General features: G+C 45.0%; 22 protein-coding genes. 17 read left to right on the top strand and 5 right to left on the bottom strand.

Features of this window, described 5'->3' with window-relative positions; genetic code table 11:
* Positions 1 to 3: 3 nt before the first annotated feature.
* The 4 genes from R7Q38_RS15755 (at position 4) to R7Q38_RS15740 (ending at position 2,731) form a co-directional block, all read left to right on the top strand.
* Positions 4 to 180, top strand: a complete 177-nt coding sequence (locus R7Q38_RS15755) for a DUF1328 family protein (protein ID WP_005379177.1) — start codon at positions 4 to 6, stop codon at positions 178 to 180.
* 8 nt (positions 181 to 188) lie between these two features.
* Positions 189 to 386, top strand: a complete 198-nt coding sequence (locus tag R7Q38_RS15750; protein ID WP_005379178.1) for a hypothetical protein — start codon at positions 189 to 191, stop codon at positions 384 to 386.
* Between the two features lie 104 nt (positions 387 to 490).
* On the top strand, positions 491 to 922 hold the full coding sequence (locus R7Q38_RS15745; RefSeq protein ID WP_005379185.1) for a hemerythrin domain-containing protein: 432 nt from the start codon (positions 491 to 493) through the stop codon (positions 920 to 922).
* 144 nt (positions 923 to 1,066) lie between these two features.
* Positions 1,067 to 2,731, top strand: coding sequence for a diacylglycerol kinase family protein (locus tag R7Q38_RS15740; protein ID WP_167415588.1), 1,665 nt, complete (start codon positions 1,067 to 1,069; stop codon positions 2,729 to 2,731).
* Positions 2,732 to 2,934: 203 nt separating this feature from the next.
* Here the strand turns inward: R7Q38_RS15740 and R7Q38_RS15735 are convergent, their stop codons facing one another.
* The gene (locus tag R7Q38_RS15735) at positions 2,935 to 3,333 is read right to left on the bottom strand and encodes a hypothetical protein (RefSeq protein ID WP_005379193.1); all 399 of its coding nucleotides are present in this window, start codon (positions 3,331 to 3,333) and stop codon (positions 2,935 to 2,937) included.
* Positions 3,334 to 3,481: 148 nt separating this feature from the next.
* The gene (locus tag R7Q38_RS15730; RefSeq protein ID WP_005379194.1) at positions 3,482 to 3,919 is read right to left on the bottom strand and encodes a DUF2383 domain-containing protein; all 438 of its coding nucleotides are present in this window, start codon (positions 3,917 to 3,919) and stop codon (positions 3,482 to 3,484) included.
* Positions 3,920 to 4,280: 361 nt separating this feature from the next.
* Here R7Q38_RS15730 and R7Q38_RS15725 point away from each other — a divergent pair, with 361 nt between their 5' ends.
* From R7Q38_RS15725 to R7Q38_RS15710, 4 genes are read left to right on the top strand one after another with little or no spacing between them, the layout of a single operon-like run.
* Positions 4,281 to 4,529: a hypothetical protein gene (locus R7Q38_RS15725; RefSeq protein ID WP_005379196.1), complete on the top strand. Its 249-nt coding sequence runs from the start codon at positions 4,281 to 4,283 to the stop codon at positions 4,527 to 4,529.
* A gap of 48 nt (positions 4,530 to 4,577) precedes the next feature.
* Positions 4,578 to 5,090 (top strand): hypothetical protein, encoded by a 513-nt coding sequence (locus tag R7Q38_RS15720; protein WP_033905884.1) that lies wholly within the window; start codon positions 4,578 to 4,580, stop codon positions 5,088 to 5,090.
* Entirely contained in the window at positions 5,080 to 5,406 is a 327-nt protein-coding gene (locus R7Q38_RS15715; RefSeq protein ID WP_005379200.1) for a hypothetical protein, read from the top strand. The genes R7Q38_RS15720 and R7Q38_RS15715 overlap by 11 nt, the downstream gene beginning before the upstream one ends.
* A gap of 45 nt (positions 5,407 to 5,451) precedes the next feature.
* Complete coding sequence (locus R7Q38_RS15710; RefSeq protein ID WP_262630270.1) at positions 5,452 to 6,522, top strand: AI-2E family transporter; 1,071 nt, start codon at positions 5,452 to 5,454, stop codon at positions 6,520 to 6,522.
* Positions 6,523 to 6,540: 18 nt separating this feature from the next.
* On the opposite strand, the gene R7Q38_RS15705 is transcribed toward R7Q38_RS15710, so the two are convergent.
* Complete coding sequence (locus R7Q38_RS15705; protein WP_318114281.1) at positions 6,541 to 8,988, bottom strand: EAL domain-containing protein; 2,448 nt, start codon at positions 8,986 to 8,988, stop codon at positions 6,541 to 6,543.
* A gap of 194 nt (positions 8,989 to 9,182) precedes the next feature.
* A complete protein-coding gene (locus R7Q38_RS15700; protein ID WP_064368891.1) occupies positions 9,183 to 10,088 on the bottom strand; it encodes a DMT family transporter in 906 nt (301 codons plus the stop codon).
* Positions 10,089 to 10,256: 168 nt separating this feature from the next.
* Here R7Q38_RS15700 and rmuC point away from each other — a divergent pair, with 168 nt between their 5' ends.
* The 7 genes from rmuC to tatC all read left to right on the top strand — a co-directional run bounded on the left by rmuC (position 10,257) and on the right by tatC (position 16,445).
* A complete protein-coding gene (gene rmuC, locus R7Q38_RS15695) occupies positions 10,257 to 11,789 on the top strand; it encodes a DNA recombination protein RmuC (RefSeq protein WP_239938437.1) in 1,533 nt (510 codons plus the stop codon).
* 77 nt (positions 11,790 to 11,866) lie between these two features.
* A complete protein-coding gene (ubiE, locus tag R7Q38_RS15690; protein ID WP_005379210.1) occupies positions 11,867 to 12,646 on the top strand; it encodes a bifunctional demethylmenaquinone methyltransferase/2-methoxy-6-polyprenyl-1,4-benzoquinol methylase UbiE in 780 nt (259 codons plus the stop codon).
* Between the two features lie 11 nt (positions 12,647 to 12,657).
* The gene (locus tag R7Q38_RS15685; RefSeq protein ID WP_137281627.1) at positions 12,658 to 13,293 is read left to right on the top strand and encodes an SCP2 domain-containing protein; all 636 of its coding nucleotides are present in this window, start codon (positions 12,658 to 12,660) and stop codon (positions 13,291 to 13,293) included.
* A complete protein-coding gene (gene ubiB, locus R7Q38_RS15680) occupies positions 13,290 to 14,924 on the top strand; it encodes a ubiquinone biosynthesis regulatory protein kinase UbiB (protein WP_213868867.1) in 1,635 nt (544 codons plus the stop codon). Before R7Q38_RS15685 ends, ubiB begins: the two co-directional genes overlap by 4 nt.
* A 52-nt stretch (positions 14,925 to 14,976) precedes the next feature.
* Complete coding sequence (tatA, locus tag R7Q38_RS15675) at positions 14,977 to 15,222, top strand: Sec-independent protein translocase subunit TatA (protein ID WP_005382958.1); 246 nt, start codon at positions 14,977 to 14,979, stop codon at positions 15,220 to 15,222.
* A 3-nt stretch (positions 15,223 to 15,225) separates the two neighbouring features.
* Positions 15,226 to 15,624, top strand: a complete 399-nt coding sequence (gene tatB / locus R7Q38_RS15670) for a Sec-independent protein translocase protein TatB (protein WP_033905892.1) — start codon at positions 15,226 to 15,228, stop codon at positions 15,622 to 15,624.
* Positions 15,625 to 15,692: 68 nt separating this feature from the next.
* Positions 15,693 to 16,445, top strand: coding sequence for a twin-arginine translocase subunit TatC (gene tatC / locus R7Q38_RS15665; RefSeq protein ID WP_005379234.1), 753 nt, complete (start codon positions 15,693 to 15,695; stop codon positions 16,443 to 16,445).
* A 460-nt stretch (positions 16,446 to 16,905) separates the two neighbouring features.
* Here tatC and R7Q38_RS15660 read toward each other — a convergent pair whose 3' ends face one another.
* Complete coding sequence (locus R7Q38_RS15660) at positions 16,906 to 17,667, bottom strand: TatD family hydrolase (protein ID WP_005379240.1); 762 nt, start codon at positions 17,665 to 17,667, stop codon at positions 16,906 to 16,908.
* A 184-nt stretch (positions 17,668 to 17,851) separates the two neighbouring features.
* On the opposite strand from R7Q38_RS15660, the gene hemB reads away from it, so the two are divergent.
* Positions 17,852 to 18,913, top strand: coding sequence for a porphobilinogen synthase (gene hemB / locus R7Q38_RS15655; RefSeq protein WP_031777176.1), 1,062 nt, complete (start codon positions 17,852 to 17,854; stop codon positions 18,911 to 18,913).
* A gap of 127 nt (positions 18,914 to 19,040) precedes the next feature.
* Positions 19,041 to 19,475, top strand: coding sequence for a GNAT family N-acetyltransferase (locus tag R7Q38_RS15650; RefSeq protein WP_005379245.1), 435 nt, complete (start codon positions 19,041 to 19,043; stop codon positions 19,473 to 19,475).
* Positions 19,476 to 19,557: the final 82 nt, after the last annotated feature.

Here is a 19,557-nt window from a genome sequence, read left to right as displayed (position 1 = left end):
ACTATGGTTCGTTGGATGTTTATTTTTCTGGCACTGGCACTAATTTCTGCACTATTAGGCTTTACCGGTATTGCAGGAGCTGCTGCCTCTATCGCGCAAGTGATATTTTACCTATTCCTATTGTCATTAATTGTATCAATAGTGATTGTTCTGCTGGGAAGAAAAAACGTAAATAGATAGGAGATTTCATGCGACTTACGTCATTTATTTACCGTATCGCCGCAGTATTCGGTTTGGTGTTTGCGTTGGCAGCTTGTAGTGAAGAAGGGCCAATGGAACAGGCCGGCAAAAAGATAGATGAAGCCGCCGAAGAAACCCAAAATGCGATTGAAGATGAATGTGAAAACATTAAAGAAAATCTAAACGCTGAAGACCAAGACTGTTAGCCGAATCAGGTTAGGTTTTTTACGCATAGCTATGTAAGAGAGGGGCGGTCAATCACCGCCCTTCCTTTTGTCCCAATTGTTTACAATCAGATAAGGAGTCAAAGATGAAAAACATATTTGATGTACTGAAAGAGAGTCATGAAAAGCAGCGCCTTTTACTCGATGCTCTGATGGAAACGTCTGGAGATTCCCCCGCTCGTGAAGAGTTTTATCATAACCTTAAAGAGGAACTCGAACAGCACGCAGCGGCAGAAGAGCGATTTTTCTACGCGCCTTTAATAGATAGCGATAAGACCATTGATCTCACTCGCCATGGCATCGCAGAGCATCATGAAATTGATAAAGTGATTGCACAGCTTGATGCAACCGATATGAGCTCGCCAGCGTGGCTCAACCTAATGAAAACCTTGCGTCACAAAGTGTTGCACCATCTTGAGGAAGAAGAGCAGCGTTTCTTCCAGTTAGCCGGTAAGGTAATGACCGATAAGCAGAAAATGAAACTAGCGGATGGTTATGTTGAAGAGATGGCAAGCTAGGTAGAGTGTTGGACCTTTTCGTGCCATTTCGGCACGGGAAGGCACTCAATCAAGGCGTTTACTCAAGTTCATGTATCCAAGCTCAATCCCCCGCGTATTCTAACTTCCACTAAAAAGTGCACTCGCTGAAGGCAAGGAGAGCGAATGTTTATCATCAAATATTATATTCTTGGCGCTCTGATCAGTTTATTGGCCGCTATCTATACGCCTCAAATTATCGTTAGTCTGCTGTTCTTGTGGATATCTCTTTCTTTAGCGTTGGTCAGCGTAGCCTACGTATTCGACATTCCCTCTATTTTTAGAAAAAACCAAGATGGCAAGATTGTCAGATGGATTCGCTGGGCATTCATCCCATTTTTATTGGGGGCTAAAGCATATAACGCCTGGGAAAGACGGCGTGATACAGTGCCTCCAATCCAAAAAGTCAGCGACAATTTATACCTATCTCGCCGTTTGTTTCAGAGTGACTTAGATTTTCTCGAATCCAATGAGATCTCTTGTATTGTCGATGTCACCGCAGAATTTGCAGGCCTTGAAAGTGCGATGACCGACAAGCAGTTTCATTACCTTTCGATTCCGGTACTCGACCACAAAGCCCCAACGCTAGAGCGCCTTCGCCATGCGATTAACTGGATTGATACTCAAATCTCGTGCTCGCGGGCTGTGGTTGTGCATTGTGCGTTAGGGCGTGGTCGTTCAGTGTTTGTTGTGGCGGCGTATTTACTGAGCAAAGACCCGTCACTGACGGTTGAATCCGTGATGAAAAAAATCAATGACGTACGTAGTACCGCGAGATTGAATAAATTACAGATTAGAACGTTACGAGCGATCAGTGAAAAAGGCGTACTAGGGCTGGATCAATCCACTTGGATGGTGGTTAACCCTGTTGCAGGTGGCGGAAAATGGGAGGAAAACGAACAGCACTTGATTCGTGAACTAACCAAAAAATATCGCTTGAGTATTCATCAAACCACCACAAACCTCAGCGCCGAGCAGCTAACACAACAGGCAAAAGAAAGTGGAGCTAAGCAAATCATCGTAGCTGGTGGCGATGGCACAGTAACAGAGGTGGCGAGCCAATTGGTGGATACCGACCTAAAACTCGGTATTGTTCCGCTCGGAACTGCCAATGCGTTATGTCATGTGCTCTATGGCGTTGGCGCAAAATTCTCACCGGTCGAAAAAGCGTGTGAAGCGTTGCTTGGCGGACACTGCCAACGTATTGATACTGCGGACTGCAATCAGCGGCTTATTTTATTGGTCTTAGGTATTGGGCTAGAACAGAAGATGATCGAGCACGCTCAGCGAGAAGAGAAAAATGTTTTTGGACAACTCGCTTACCTCACTGGCTTTTTTAATGCTGTAGTGGCGGAAGAAACGCAAGCTTTAACCGTTTCGTTAGACGCTCCAACTGAAGATGGAAACCACGACAATAATACACAAACGCTTGAAGTCCATAGTTTTGTCGTTGCGAATATCGCTCCATTTAGTACGTTGCTTGCCCAAGGTGGTGATGCGCCGCAGCCTGATGATGGCAAGCTGCATATCACATATTTAGATAACACCGAGTCTTTAGGCGGACGTCTTATCGCCTTGTCGGATCTGACATTAACGAGCGTAGGCGCACAGGAAGAATCGACACATTTTCAATACGCGACGGCTCAGAGCGTCACTATTTCTGCGAATAAACCGATTGAGTATGTGATTGATGGTGAACTGTATTCTGATGAGCAACTGGCAATCAAGCTGCGTCCAAAGTCATTGAACGTATTTGTTCCAAGTCAGAGACTTAAATCAGCTTCGCTTTAACACAGGTAATCCGCGGATAACGCGCCATTTGCTTCGTATTCTACATGGCGCTTTTTCTGTGTTGTTTGATGATTTGGTGTGCGTCGTAAAAAGGCTATTAAGGTCGCTGCGTAGATGCAGCGGCTTTTTTTCTATCTGCACCTTTTACTAGGTTGATTGGGGATGTGGTTTAAACAAAGTGAAAGAAAGAAGGGCGAGTATAATTACTCACCCTGAGGTAAGTGCTTTTCAATTTCATCGTTTTCAACTTGTAAAGCAGCTAACCAATAAGAAACAAGTGCGGTTAAGTTGGTGTCGTCAATGGCTCTAAGCAGGGCTTTTAAATCATCTAACAGTAATTTATTCATAAAATGCATTTCTTTGTAATTGCCTAACTCGGCAACGCCGTATTCGGTGGCATTTTCTGCAATGAATTGTTCACCATCTTGATCGAAGAACAGCTTCGCCATCTTTTTGATCATCACTTTTTCTATTTTCACGAATCGATATGCCGCTCTTGCGAGTGTCATATGTGATTGCGGGTTAACGAGAGGCAAACACGTTTGGCGATGGTGTGTCATTTTTACGAGTAGCTCCCTTACTCGATTGTTATCCAATGTCATAGTGACCTCTTTATTTATGACTATTGTCGTGGGACATTTCTCGTGATGGTTATGTTAATGCGCCTGTGGGCTTGTCAGAAATGGCCAAAGCAAGTTGGCCATTTCTTTGATCAATACCGAGCTTTATTGCAAAGGCGACCACCAAGTTTTAGCTAATAAGGCTGATGCTGCTGAGTTTTTCTTTGCAGCTTTTTATATCGCTACGAACTTTCAGCAGAACCGAGTTATCCGCCTGCTCTGGGTGGGAAGTAATCAAATTCTCAATCTCTTTGAGTACCTTGCTTTCGACACCTTCAAGCTGTTCTAAATACATAGACTCTTTGTCAGAGGACACTTCCTTCATCACGTCGCTGTAGACCTCACGCGCCTTGATGGTGTAGGAAACCGGAGTGTCGTCGGCAGATTCTTCATTGTTACTTGCTAGAGAGTAGGGAGTGAGCTCAATGACTGCACGCTCACGTACTCTGAGCAGTTCTACCAACACATTATTCAAAGAAGTGTTGTCGATGTTCTCGATGGCCTTGTTGTAAATTTCATTTCCGCTTTCGATAAGCTCAATGATTGAGGCGATGTTTTCATTTTTCATATGCCACTCCTTATTTACTGGTGATAGGGGTGTTTGAGCGTATGGAATACAAACACGATGTTTCATCTTTAATTGCAGGTTGTATGCCAATGAATTTTAAGTCTTATTAATCAGTGACTTAATATCTTTTTTTGCAATAACTTGCTAACAGTCGGTAAGGCGCTAAGAAAAAATTACAAGAATGGCGGGGAAAGCTTGGAAAGAATTACACGTGCAGATACGGCTTTTTATCGAAATGAAAATAAAATCAATAAAAAACAATAACTTAAAATTCTGGCATGGATATGGCTTTGTAGGGAGTAAGTGAGGTCAAACATTGTTTCACTTGATTCACTATTCAACTCATTAATGGAGGCTAGTTATGGCTACTACAAAAGAAAGCACAGTAAAACCTCAAGAGCAGTTAGAAGAAGCATATCACTTAGCGGAGCAAGCCACGACGGAAGCTGTTGGCGCGATGAAAGACCAAGCCAAAGAGAAGCTGGATGTCGGTGCACAGCAAGTTCAGCAGGCGACCAAGTCGGCAGAAAATGTAATCAAGGAGCGCCCATTGCTGAGCATAGGCTGTGCCTTCCTTGCTGGTTGGGCGGTTTCGAAGCTGATCAAATAGTAGTGGTCACCAAGGATTAAGCCACACAACAGAAAGGCGAGGCTTCACATGAATAACTCAGGGCAAGTTACCAATCAGCAATCAGGCTCGGCGGCTTCAGACAGCGGCCGAGCCCCTGATGGGGCAGAAGAACAGGATATCCAACAAACCATTAATGGTTTGAGCAGCATTCTTGCGCAATTGGACCAACTGACGAAATCGCTAAAAGTATGGTCAGGTTCAACGTTGGATTTGTTCCTCTTGGAGATGAAAGTTAACGTGTCCGCAGTGCGTCAGATTTTGCTGTGTACCGTTGTTTTTACTCTATTGTCGGTATTGTTCGTATTCAGTTTGTGCCTTGCCTCTGGGGTGGTGGCTTATCAGTTAACTGCCAACGTATATGTTGCCGTGGGTGTATTTATCACATCATTAGGCTTGGCATTATTTGCTTTAGCCTGGTGGCAGAAGCGTTTAGTTGGATTTCTTGGATTCAAAAATACGACAGAACAATTACAGGAGGGGTGGGATGCGCTCGCTACAAAAGCTCAATCGAGCCATGCGGATCAAGCGGATGGAAGGTAAAGCATCTCTAGAGCAATGTTGTTTGTCGATGGAAATGTTCACGTTTACCACCAAGAAGTTTGTGAGAGAAAACCCTTGGACGACATTAGGCATTAGTGCTGTCGTTGCCGTTACCGCAGCAAAAGCAGGTCGATTGTCTCGACTGACTTCTTCTATTTCGTCAATGGGGCTATTGGTTAGCAGCGTGTCTGATATTACCGATTCGCTCACAAAGCCGGTCGCGGCAGCTTCTCTGGATGAGTCAGATGCGGAGCAAAATGGAAATGCAGCAACACAAGTAAGCAACGCTGCGACGACAGAGGGCGAACCACTCTAATAGCGGATTTCACCGCAAAATTTTCTTACCGATTCTGAGCTTATTATGACAGCGAAATTGAACATTCCTGCCAACACTGCGATTGGTGCAACGCTTCTCGTCCTGTTACTCGTCCCAGGGCTGTATTTTGCCAAGCCAATATTGTTACCTATTGTGCTTAGCACCTTTATTTCTCTGCTGTGCAGCCCTTTCATTAATTATCTTGAAGACAAAGGCTTACCACGTGCTATTACCGTCGTGTTGACGCTGTCATTTCTAGTTGGCGCCTCAATTATTGGTCTTTCCGCCATGTCGGAGCCCGCCAAGCAATGGTGGTCTGAGCTGCCCAGTATCGTGAAAAATGTGTCGCAAGAAGTAAGCGAAGTTACTAAAGCTTCGGCTGATCACCTTAATACTCCATTGAATATCGCCAACGATATGAGTATGGATGAGGTCGGGAACAATACCGTATTTTCTTTGGTAAAAACGCTCGCGACCACTACGCCGACGATTTTGACACAAGCGATGATCGTGCTGTTTATGGTTTACTTTATGCTCAATCATGGACGAAGCTTATTTCGAAAGTCAGTGTCTTACTTACATGGGTTCGCCAAACAGCGCCAAGCGATTGAGTTGGTCAAAGCGCTACAGAAAGACCTGTCTCGATACATTGGCACCATCACTTTAGTGAATGCGGGGCTGGGGTTGAGTGTTGGGGCCGTGTTTTTTGTTCTAGGCCTTGAAGATCCATTTCTATGGGGCGCATTTGCAGGCGTGATGAATTTTGCGCCGTACCTCGGCCCTGTCATATCCATGGTGAGCTTTGGCTTTGTTGCTTATCTTCAGTTGGAGTCGGTCAGTTTTATGCTGACGGTGGTGTCTATCTATTTACTGCTCAATTTGATTGAAAGTCAGTTTGTTACACCAACACTATTGGGGAAAAGGTTTAACTTAAACCCGTTAGTGATTTTTGTTTGGCTTGTTTTTTGGGGCTGGCTTTGGGGCGGAATGGGACTATTGATCGGTGTGCCGTTGCTGGTTTGTATCAATATTTTGGTTGATCGTCTAGAGCTATGCCAATCAACCCAAAATCAAGCAAAACAAATCACCTCCGCGGACGTGGCACCGCGAGAGTGACTTGAGGGTCAAGCTGGTTCAACGAAACAGTTTTTCAGCGCTCACTGGCTGACTAAATAAATATCCCTGACCATAAATACAGCCTTTTTCGAATAAATAATCGGCTTGTTCCCGAGTTTCTATCCCTTCCGCGACGACTTTCAACGACAGCGTTTTTCCCATGGCAATAATGGCATTCACAATCGCGTTGCTGTCGCTATTACTTGGGACATCACTGACAAATGAGCGGTCAATTTTCAGTTTGTTGATTGGCAAACCTTTCAAGTAAGACAAAGACGAATAGCCAGTTCCAAAGTCATCCAGAGAAATCTCAATACCCAGCTCTCGTAATTGATTTAACGATGCAATGGCTTGTTGAGGGTCGATCAGTAAAAAGCTCTCTGTGATCTCCAAATCTAACCGTTGGGCAGGGTATCCGGTGTTATCGAGGATAGTACTTAATCGCTGAATGAAATTTGACTGCTGAAGCTGCAACGCAGAAACATTGACGGCGATTTTGCCAAACTCGATGCCCTGGTCTAGCCAAGCATTACCTTGCAAACAAGCTTGTTGTAACACCCACTCACCAATGCTTTGAATCAGCCCTGTTTTTTCTGCAATTGGAATAAAGTCTGCTGGTGGTACAAGGCCAAACTCTGGATGCTGCCAGCGTAATAAAGCTTCCACGCCGACAATCGTATTTTGTTCCAAGTTGTATTGCGGTTGGAATTCTAACCGGAGTTGTTGTTTTTCTATTGCTTGATGCAAAGCGGATTGAATGCGTACATGGGATACGGATTTATCGGTCAAATCCGGTGAGTAAAACGCGTAGCCGTTGCGTCCATTTTTCTTCGCTAAGTACATCGCAGTGTCTGCGTTTTTCAGTAAGGTTTCACTGTCTTGACCGTCTCTTGGGTACAAGGCAATACCAATACTGGTCGAGACACGAAGTGAGTCGTGGTTTGCCAAGTCGAATGGTTGCTGGAATACGCTTAGAATATCGCCGACGGTTTCCAGTAAGGCAACATCACTATGGATGTCTGGCAAAATAATCACAAATTCATCGCCGCCAATGCGAGCCACATGCGCATTGAGGTGAAGCACATCTTGCAGACGAATCGCTAACTTAGACAGCAATTGGTCACCACAGAAGTGGCCCATACTATCGTTGATGTGTTTGAAATGGTCGATATCTAAGAATAGGGTGGCAAACGTCTGCTGGCTTTTGTGTCCGGTTTCGATGTGTTGCTCGAGTAAGCTAAGTAAATGAGTGCGATTAGGTAGATTGGTTAATGGATCGTAAAAAGCCATGCGCTGCAGCTTTTCTTCGTGTGCCTTACGCACAGAGATATCTTCAAATACACAAATGTAGTTAATAAGGTGGTTTTTATCGTCCATTACGGCGCTAATGGTCGCTAATTGCGGATAAATGCTGCCATCTTTCTTTCTGTTGATGAATTCGCCTTTCCATTGGCCTTTGTTTTCGAGTTGATGCCACAACTGTTGATAGAAACCTTGATCATGATGGCCTGAGCGCAGAATTCGTGGGTTTTTTCCTATCACCTCTTCAGAGCGGTAACCTGTAATTTGGGTAAAAGCCGTGTTTACATCAATGATGTTGGCATTGCGGTCTGTAATGACCATGCCTTCTTGCGAATTGTTGAAAATTTGGGACGCTAAGGAGAGCTGCGTTTCTACCATTTTTCGGCGGGTGATGTTACGTGTCATCCCCAGAATGCCGATTAAGTTTCCCGCATGATCACGGACAGGAGACTTAATGGTTTCTAGCCAAGTGGGGTTATTGTTTTCATCAATTTGACGGCATTCTTCAACAATATTTTGCGTGCCCGTGGCTACCACCAATTTATCGGCATCAATGAATTTTTCCGCACGTTCATGGCTAAACAGAGCAAAATCGTCTTTTCCAATGATTTCACTGTTGGTTTTTTGCCACGCATTTTCTACGCTTCGGTTGGTCATCGAATAAAGACCATCCATGCCTTTTATCCATACGTGGTCTTCAAGGCAGTCGATAAACTCTTGTAGTGTTGGTGTTGGCTTTATTTCGGCGCTTTGATGTCGCGTTTGTTCTTGCTGACAGTGCAAGTTGATATCAAAGCTGATCCGCCCCGCTATTGCGCTTAGCCATGCCGAAACAACCGTCGATTGATCATTAGGGTGAGTCAATGTCAGTACGGCAAGCAATTTGCCATTTGGTAGCCAAATCGGTCCTATGCTCAAGGTTTGCTCTTCAAAGGGGGTATGGCTAACTGTAAAATCTGTCGGCGTAAAGTGATCGACAACTTGCGTTATAACATCGACGATAGCACGATGATTTTGGGTTGAGGTGGAAACCTCAGTCGATAGCCACTGCTGAGTATCGCTCAGAGTATAAAGCTGTCCCTGAGCTTGAGTTACATTACAGCATTGTCGCAGAACGTGTTGCCAGTCTGCCATCAAAGGCGAAGGAATAGCGAAGCGAAACATAATTAATAACGAGTCCTAAATCGCCCAAAGGTAATTATATTAGAATCTAGCGTAAGCTATTGGGCTTTGTGAGTATCGTATCCAACGCGTAGCTAAATCCTAGCAGCGTAAAGTGCTTTCTATCATTAAAATGTTATCTATATCTCTTTTTTATCCAACTTATTGCATCGTTTTTTAGGGCTTTTGATAGGTGATTAAGAAGCGTTTACCGCTTTGGTTTTCTTGCCCCATGAGACTTGCTGAATGACTAAGCCACTGATGATCAATACCAGGCCAATCAAGGTTGAAGGGTGAATTTCTTCGCCGATGATGGTAGCTAACAACATGAGTGAGATAAATGGAGAAGCAAAGATCAGATTACTGATACGCGCGGTGTTTTGCGTTGATTTGAGTGCGCTCAGCCACAAAACGAAAGTGATCCCCATTTCAAACAGTCCGACATACGTCACCGCTGCCCAGCCTTTAGCTGAGATTGCCTGCCAGTCAGCACCTTCATAAAGACTTAAACCAATGGCGAATGGAATAGCGACCAAAAAGCCGAGCAGAACGCCAACCACAGGGTCGGCCTTATTTTTGGTATTTAAAATCCAGTAACCGGCCCACAGCAGCGTTGATAGCAGCGCAAGGCCAACACCCAACGGGCTCTCAAATTCCATGCCTAAAAGATTGCCTTGCGTGGCAATCACTATCACACCGACATAACTAAAACCGCAAGCCAGCCAGTCCTTACCACGGATCTTTTGTCCTAAGAAAACAGCGGCCATTAGCGTTAAGGTGATGGCCCAGCTGTAGTTGATCGCTTGAGCCTGAGATGCAGGCAGCAAGTCATATGCTTTGAACAGAATAACGTAATACGCCAAAGGGTTAATCAACCCAAGCAGTAGGTAATACCAAGGGTTTGAGAAAAATGTAGCGCTTAACTGGCCCAATTTACCTTGCACACCACAGATTACTGTTAGTGCAATCGCAGAGACGATGCTGGCAATGCATAGCATTTGAATTGGCGTAAATTCTGCCAGCGTGAGTTTAAATGCGGTTGCAACGGTAGACCAAAGTAATACTGCTGAGAGCCCAAATCCTAGGGCGCGACGCTCGTTCATGATGCCTCTGCGTGATGATGTGCCGCTCGGTTTGGATAATTTGAGCGGAAGAAAGAATATTATAGGAAGGCCTAGTGTATGCGAGGATTTTTCATCCAACAAACTGGACATTTATCCAGTGTCTAAATACCATTGTTATAGATACAAAACACAGGCTAACTCGCTATTATGCAATGGATTCTTGAGTACCAATCTCTCATTCTCTCTTCTCTTTGTGCTGCCACGCTTAGTGGTGTCGCTGCCGGTTGGTGGGTGAAACAGCGTTTTATCACCCAAACTCAGCTTCTCGAGCAACAACTTGTTTCAGAAAAACAGCTTCATCAACAGCAACTTGAACAGGTCAAGCAAAGCCTTGCCGATGCCCAGCAAGAGTTGGATGAATTAGATGATGAGCGCGATAAAGCCGCGTTTGAAGTACGCCAAACACATGGAAAGCTGATGGCAGCAATGGAAAAACTGCGTTACTTCGAGGCTGTAAAGCAAGAGCGCCAGCAATACTTTGATGAGCTTGGTCAGATGCGTGAACACAAATCACGTCTAGAAACGCAACTGCGTGAGCAGCAAGCTCGCCATGAGCAAATAAACCAAGCCAATGCCGAAAAACTGCAAATTCTAGAGCAAGCGGAAGCGCGCCTGAAACAGCAATTTGAGCACTTGGCTAACCAACTGTTTGAAGAAAAAACCGCGAAGGTCGATTTGCAAAACCGTCAGAGTTTAGAAGGCTTGTTGTCACCGCTTAGAGAACAGTTAGAAGGGTTCAAAAAGCACGTTAATGACAGCTTTAGCCAAGAAGCTAAAGAGCGCCATACCTTAGTGCATGAGCTGAAAAACCTGCAACGTTTGAATGAGCAAATGACGCGCGAAGCGGTTAATTTGACCCAAGCGTTGAAAGGGGACAACAAACAGCAAGGTAACTGGGGCGAAGTGGTGCTCGCTAGGGTACTTGCCGAATCTGGCTTGCGTGAAGGGCACGAATATCAGACTCAGGTGAACTTACAAAATGAAGCAGGCAAGCGTTACCAACCTGATGTCATTGTGCATCTCCCACAAAACAAACAAGTGGTTGTGGATTCTAAAATGGCGCTGGTTGCCTATGAGCGCTACTTCAACGCCGAAACTGATGCTGAGCGCGATCAGGCTTTGAATGCGCACTTAGCTGCTCTACGTGCACATATCAAAGGGTTAAGCATGAAGGACTACCACAAACTCAAAGGTATTCAGAGTTTGGACTATGTGCTGATGTTTATTCCGGTTGAGCCGGCGTTCCAAGTCGCGATTCAAGCCGATCCAAGTTTGATCAAAGACGCGATGGAGCAAAACATCATTTTGGTGAGCCCAACAACGTTGCTGGTGGCACTGCGCACCATTGATAATCTATGGCGCAATGAACGCCAAAATGAAAACGCTAAAATGATTGCGCAGCGTGCGACAAAACTCTACGACAAATTACGATTGTTTGTAGACGACATGGAGGGGCTCGGCGGTGCGCTGGATAAGGCGAATCAAAGCTATCAAGGTGCGATGAACAAGCTTGCCACAGGGCGCGGAAATGTGATTCGCCAAGCCGAAAGCTTTAAACACTTGGGAGTTGAAATTAAACGACCGATTTCTTCCGACCTCGCGCAGTTAGCGCACAGTGATGCATTTTCAGAAAATGACCCGTTAGTAGAAAGACATCCGGCTGAGGATAAAGTAAACTAATCGCCCGCAGTGCAGTGGGCGATTTTATTTGTCAACAAACGCCCCGTAGAGGAAAGCGCTGCCTAAGAGGAATTAGAATGACGGACACAAGTTTGCAATCCAATACAGCGTTAGAGAATGAAACCACTCACTTTGGTTTCTCTACAGTGGCAAAAGACGAAAAAGTGACTAAGGTTGCCGAAGTATTCCACTCCGTGGCAACAAAATACGACATCATGAATGACCTGATGTCAGGTGGTATTCACCGCCTTTGGAAGCGCTTCACTATCGATTGTAGTGGCGCTCGCCCTGGCCAACGTATTCTTGACCTAGGTGGTGGTACGGGGGATTTGACGGCGAAATTCTCGCGCATTGTTGGCGATGAAGGCCATGTCATCCTTGCCGATATCAATAACTCAATGCTTAACGTTGGTCGCGATAAACTGCGTGATAACGGTATTGTGGGTAACGTGCATTACGTTCAAGCCAACGCAGAAGAACTGCCGTTCCCAGATGATTATTTTGATGTCATCACCATCAGTTTTTGTTTGCGTAATGTGACTGACAAAGACAAAGCGCTTCGTTCAATGTTCCGCGTACTGAAGCCAGGCGGCCGTCTATTGGTGTTGGAATTTTCAAAACCAGTGCTAGAGCCGTTATCGAAAGTATACGACGCATATTCATTCCACTTGTTGCCGAGAATCGGTGAGCTAGTTGCGAATGACTCAGAGAGTTACCGCTACCTAGCGGAGTCAATCCGTATGCATCCAGACCAAGAAACGCTGGAAGGCATGATGCAAGACGCAGGTTTTGAAAACACCAAATACTACAACTTAACTGGTGGTATTGTGGCTTTGCATCGCGGTTATAAATTCTAAGGGTTAACGGCATGCCATTTGAACCACTTATCACCGCTGTGATTGAAACGTCACTGAATACACTGATCAAAGACGACCCTGCATTGGGCCGTCGTTTAGCGCGTCTAAAAGGTCAAGTTATTCAAGTTCACCTGAAAGAGATCAATAAAACACTGACATTCGTTTTTAGTCAGCAAATTGATGTGCTTGGTTATTACGAAGGGCAGCCTAACTGCTACCTATCGCTCAACTTGAGTGTGTTACCAGAGCTGCGCGATCAGGCCAACATCACTCGTCTTATTAAACAAGATAAACTTGAACTTGAAGGCGATATTCAATTGGCGCAGAAATTCTCTCAGTTGATGGTGGATTGCAAACCAGATGTTGAAGAGTGGTTGTCTCGCGTGACTGGCGATGTCGCCGCACATACCTTTGTGCAAGGTTCAAAAAACATCGGCAACTTTCTTGCGTCTCAAGCAGAAAAACACCAGCGTCATCTGGCGCAAGTAGTGACTGAAGAATGGAAACTGGCTCCCGCTCCGTTAGAAGTGGCCTATTTCTGCGACCAAGTTGATGAGGTTCGCAGCCAGGCTTCTCGCATTGAAGCTCGTTTAACGGCTTTGCTGAATAAGCTGGATGCAGATAAGCCTGCATTGGAGAAACCATGACGCCAGCAGAACTAAAGCGCTTATACCACATCGCCAAAGTACAACTGGAATACGGCTTAGATGAGCTGCTTCCCGATCACCAACTGACCAAAGCGCCGCTTTTACTGCGCAAAAGCTTGTTTTGGATTAAGAACAAGCACCCAGAAAAACCACTCGGTGAACGTCTGCGTTTAGCACTGCAAGAGCTGGGGCCGGTTTGGATTAAGTTCGGTCAGATGATGTCGACGCGCCGTGACTTATTTCCTCCGTATATCGCTGATCCCCTAGCTTTACTTCAAGACCAAGTCGCGCCTTTTGATGGCGAGTTGGCAAAAAAGCAGATGGAGCAAGCATTAGGTGGTCCGTTAGAAAAATGGTTTACCGAGTTTGATATCAAACCACTGGCGTCTGCGTCGATTGCTCAGGTACATACTGCGCGCATAAAAGACACTAACCAAGAAGTGGTATTAAAGGTTATCCGCCCAGATATTCGCCCAGTCATTGATTCAGATCTAAAACTGATGCACCGAATGGCGCGTATAGTCGCCGGAGCGATGCCTGAAGCACGTCGTTTAAAACCAGTTGAAGTCGTGCGTGAGTACGAGAAAACCCTGCTTGATGAACTCGACTTGCGACGTGAGGCGGCGAATGCCATTCAGTTGCGCCGCAACTTTGAGGGCAGCGAAGAATTGTATGTTCCTGAAGTTTTTCCCGACTTCAGTAATGAAACTGTCATGGTTTCTGAGCGAATATATGGCATTCAAGTCTCTGATATTGAAGGCTTGAAAGCAAATGGCACCAATATGAAATTGCTCGCGGAACGCGGTGTGAGTGTGTTCTTCACTCAGGTGTTCCGAGACAGCTTTTTCCATGCTGATATGCATCCGGGTAATGTGTTCGTCAAACCCGAACATCCAGAGAACCCAATGTGGATAGGGCTAGATTGCGGAATCGTTGGTACACTTAATAGCGAAGACAAGCGTTATCTGGCGGAAAACTTCCTGGCGTTTTTCAATCGTGACTACCGCCGAGTGGCGGAGTTACATGTGGATTCAGGGTGGGTGCCTGCGGATACCAATGTCGATGAGTTTGAGTTCGCGATTCGCATTGTGTGTGAGCCTATTTTTGCTAAGCCATTGTGCGAAATCTCCTTTGGTCATGTGTTGTTGAATTTGTTCAACACGGCACGTCGATTCAATATGGAGGTTCAGCCACAACTTGTACTGTTGCAAAAAACGCTGTTGTACGTGGAAGGGCTTGGTAGGCAGCTATATCCTCAACTTGATTTGTGGGAGACCGCAAAACCATTCCTGGAAGAATGGATGATGAATCAAGTTGGGCCGCAAGCTCTAGTGAATGCGATTAAAGACCGCGCACCATTTTGGGCAGAGAAATTACCTGAACTGCCAGAGCTACTTTACGATAGCCTGAAACAAGGTAAAGCGATGAATCAACGTATGGATCAGCTTTATCAAGGGTATCGCCAGAGCAAGCGCCAGCAGGCGACAGGAAAGTTTTTGTTTGGCGTTGGCGCGACTTTAGTCGTATGCTCGGCAATATTGGTGAACGATGCTTTTGAGCAGCTTTCGTTGGCCTGCGGTATCGCAGGTGTCACATTTTGGCTGCTTAGTTGGCGAGCTTATCGTCAATAGACGTTAAACTCTTGAAATATTTTTGTTTGTTTAAAGACCCGAGGTAAAGAGAATGGGTGGTATCAGTGTTTGGCAACTTCTAATCATTGCTGTAATTGTTGTATTGCTATTCGGAACAAAGAAACTACGCGGTATCGGTGGCGATCTGGGTGGTGCCGTTAAGGGCTTCAAAAAAGCGATGAGCGAAGATGAACCTGCGAAAAATGACAAAGACGCAGACTTCGAACCAAAAAGTCTAGAAGAGCAGCAGAAAAAAGAAGCTGCTCCTGAAACGAAAAAAGACAAAGAGCAGGCGTAAAACGTGTTTGATATCGGTTTTTGGGAACTGGTATTAATATCTGTTGTTGGTCTGGTCGTTCTTGGGCCGGAGCGTTTGCCTCATGCTATTCGCAGCGTGTCTCGCTTTATCGGTGCCGCTAAGAGTATGGCAAATAGCGTCAAAGACGAATTGTCACACGAGCTGAAAGTCCAAGAGCTGCAAGAAAACTTGCGCAAAGCAGAACAAATGGGGATGGATGATTTGTCCCCTGAGTTGAAATCTTCAGTTGAAGAGTTGAAGAAGGCAGCGCAATCTGTAAATCGTCCTTACGCAAAGAACACCGATTCAGAGGCTGAGCCTGTAAAAACAGAGCCAGCAGCAGAAAAGGTAGAGAAAGCGCAAGAGAGCAAGGTTACAGCGGCAGATAAGAAAGCCGAATAGTCTCATTAGGAGGAGCTACTAGTGATTGGTAGCTCCTTTTTGATCTGGTTTTTAATAAGAGGTTTGCCATGTCTACCGTCGAGCAGACACAACCTTTAATTAGTCATTTGTTGGAGCTTCGCAACCGACTACTGCGCTCAATCCTCGCAGTGTTGGTCGTGTTTGTCGGACTAATTTATTTCTCTAACCACATTTACGAGTTTGTTTCCGCACCTTTAGTAGAACGTCTACCTGAAGGCGCGACCATGATTGCTACGGATGTAGCGTCACCTTTTTTTACGCCACTTAAGCTGACGTTAATTGCTTCGGTATTTATTGCGGTGCCGTTTATCTTGTATCAAGTGTGGGCATTTGTAGCGCCAGGTTTGTACAAGCATGAACGTCGATTGATCATGCCACTGCTGTTCTCTAGTTCGCTATTGTTCTACTGTGGAGTGGCATTTGCCTACTTCGTGGTATTTCCATTGGTGTTTGGCTTCTTTACCGCCATCTCTCTTGGTGGAGTAGAGTTTGCAACTGATATCTCGAGTTATCTCGACTTTGTGCTGGCGCTATTTATGGCGTTTGGTATCGCATTCGAGGTGCCTGTTGCGATTATTTTGTTGTGTTGGACTGGGGCCACTACACCAGAAGATTTAAGACAGAAACGTCCTTATATTATAGTGGCTGCGTTTGTCGTAGGTATGGTGTTAACGCCACCAGACATGATCTCGCAAACCTTACTCGCTATTCCGATGTGTTTACTGTTTGAAGTCGGTTTGTTCTTCGCGCGTTTTTATACTCGTCGAAGCGAAGAAGTAGAAGCGGAAACCGAAGAATAAGGCTAATCTAGATGTGAAAAGCGGCTCAATTGAGCCGCTTTTTTTTGCGGTTGGTTTTTTCTTGGGCTAATTACTTAACTTTCATGACGTAACCACATTTTGTGCATACGTATACTTCCTTGATGCCCAGCAGCTTTTGAAAAAAACTGCGCGGTACGCGTTGTAAGTAAGCACCATGTGTACACACTTCAACTTCCATATTCATGCTGTTTTACATTTGTGCTAATTAATGGGCGTAAATCAGTATAGAAAAATAATGTGTCGAGTTGTCGACAGTTTTGCAAAGCGGACGAAGTAAAGTGACGATATGAGAAGTAAGTAGAGTTGCTAGTTAATTATTATGTTTATCAATAATTTTGTATGGATTGTTCTACTATTTCAACGGGTTGAATCGTTCATTCAATAGTTTAGGTGATAAAAAAGCGACGTTGATTTCGTCGCTTTTTTCAATTCTCGTGAATTAAATATTAAACAGCTTTTTGGCATTCTCAGTCGTTATGGCATCGATGGTTGCGATGTCGACATCACGCAAGTCGGCAACACGTTGTGCAACGAGAGAAGTGTAGGCTGGTTCATTACGTTTACCACGGTGTGGCACAGGCGCTAAATATGGACAGTCGGTTTCTAAAATGACCCACTGCATATCCAAATGTGGAATGACTTTATCCATCCCGCCATTCTTAAAGGTCGATACGCCACCCAAGCCTAAGTGGAAGCCTAGCTCATTGATTGCTTGCGCTTCTTCTAAGCTGCCTCCAAAACAGTGGAATACACCACGCAGACGACCATCTTGCTCTTGTCGTAGCAAAGTGAGTGTTTCTTCAATCGAATCACGAGTGTGGATAACGACCGGTAAATCCATCTCTTTTGCCCAGTTAAGTTGAGCTACGAACGCCATTTCTTGCTCAGCACGATAGGTTTTGTCCCAATACAGGTCGATACCGATTTCGCCCACCGCAATAAACTTGTGTTTCTCAAACCAGCCGCGGATGATCTCCAACGTTTGCTCAACGTTGTTATCCACATAGCAAGGGTGCAGCCCCATCATTGAGTGGCATACGTCAGGATATGCCGCTTCGGTTTTTAGCATGGGCTCAATTGAGTCCAGATCGATGTTTGGCAACAGGATTTTATTAATGCCTTGCGTTAAGGCGCGTTGTACTACTTCATCGCGGTCGTTATCAAATTCGCTAGCATAGATGTGCGCGTGGGTATCGATCATCGTTACTCTCTGTGCTTCATGGTTGGTTTCGTATTCGAAGTATACTTGAGTGTGAGTGCTGGGTCATTTTCAGTTTTTTTCATTACCTTTTTCCAGATTGTCACTCGCAACATGCATCAAGAGTGATATGATTTTGTTCACCAGATGATTTGATCATCATAACCGTCCAGACAAGGAGAAAATGGTGTCTGTATCAATTCAAGGTCCATTCCCTGCACGCCGTATGCGTCGTTTACGTAAGCACGATTTTAGTCGTCGTTTGATGGCTGAGAACCAACTTTCTGTTAATGATCTGATTTACCCAATGTTCATTCTTATGGGTAAAGATCGTCGTGAGAGCGTGGAGTCCATGCCGGGTGTAGAGCGTTTGTCGATTGATTTAATGCTAGAAGAAGCACAATACCTTGCAAATCTAGGCGTTCCAGCAATCGCGCTTTTCCCTGTCGTAAACCAAGACGCTAAAAGCTTATGTGCTACTGAAGCCTACAACCCAGAAGGTTTGGTTCAGCGAGCAGTACGAGCACTTAAAGAACACATTCCTCAAATTGGTGTAATCACAGACGTGGCACTCGACCCATTCACGACACATGGCCAAGACGGCATCATCGATGAAGATGGCTACGTAATGAATGATGAAACCACAGAAGTATTGGTTAAGCAGGCTTTGTCTCATGCAGAAGCGGGTGCTGACGTAGTCGCGCCTTCAGACATGATGGATGGCCGAATTGGTAAGATCCGCGAAGCATTAGAAAACGCGGGCTACATTCATACTCAAATCATGGCTTACTCGGCTAAGTACGCATCGAACTACTACGGACCATTCCGTGATGCGGTTGGCTCTTCTTCAAATCTAAAAGGCGGCAACAAGAAAAACTACCAAATGGACCCAGCAAACATTGATGAAGCGATTCACGAAGTGGCGCTAGACATCAATGAAGGTGCGGACATGGTGATGGTTAAACCTGGTATGCCATACTTAGATGTAGTTCGCCGAGTAAAAACTGAACTTCAAGTACCGACATTTGCTTATCAAGTCTCTGGCGAGTACGCGATGCATAAAGCGGCGATCATGAATGGCTGGCTCAAAGAGCGTGAAATTGTGATGGAATCACTATTGTGCTTCAAACGTGCAGGTGCAGATGGCATCTTAACGTACTTTGCGAAAGACGTTGCTGAGTGGTTGGCAGAAGAGAATGCACAAACTGCTCAACACCTAAATCGTACTCCGGAAGCGACAGAAGAGTAATTATCGCTCAGTGAGAAATACCAGACCAACAAGAGTTGTTCGTCTGTATATACCCAAGTAACCTCAGGCGGATTACAACAGTAACAATCCAAGGTGCTTGGGTATTTTTATTTTGGAGAAGAGAATAATGACAATGCTGATTCGTGAAGGCACATTGGAAGAAGCACTTCAAGTTGTGGCGCGTGTTACCGAGTTTTCGAAAGGAGAAACGGTAGACTCCATGACTCAACGTTTAGAAGAGAAAAACAGTTTAATCCTCGTTGCAGAAAAAAATGGCACGATTGTCGGCTTCAAAATAGGTTACGAATTAGAGGATGGTGTTTTCTATAGCTGGTTAGGTGGTGTTGTCCCTGAAGCTCGAAATGAAGGCGTGGCACAACTGCTTTTGGAAGCTCAAGAGGATTGGGTGGCAGAACAAGGCTACAACACATTAAAAGTGAAATCTCGAAACCAGTTTCCGGCTATGCTTCGCTTGTTATTAAGAAATGGCTATATCATTGAAAAGTTTGAAGAAAAAGTAAATCTTCGAGAATCTCGAGTGCATTTCATTAAAGCAATGTGAAAATAAATGAGATTTTTTCTCATTTAACTGTTGACTACGAAATGAGAATCATTATTATTAAACCTGTCTTAGGGAATGAGGA

Source organism: Vibrio sp. Vb0598, from assembly GCF_033338935.1.
GTDB classification, from domain to species: Bacteria; Pseudomonadota; Gammaproteobacteria; order Enterobacterales; family Vibrionaceae; genus Vibrio; species Vibrio alginolyticus.
The sequence above is the reverse complement of the archived record's forward strand: the minus strand, read 5'-3'. Positions and strand labels throughout refer to the sequence as shown.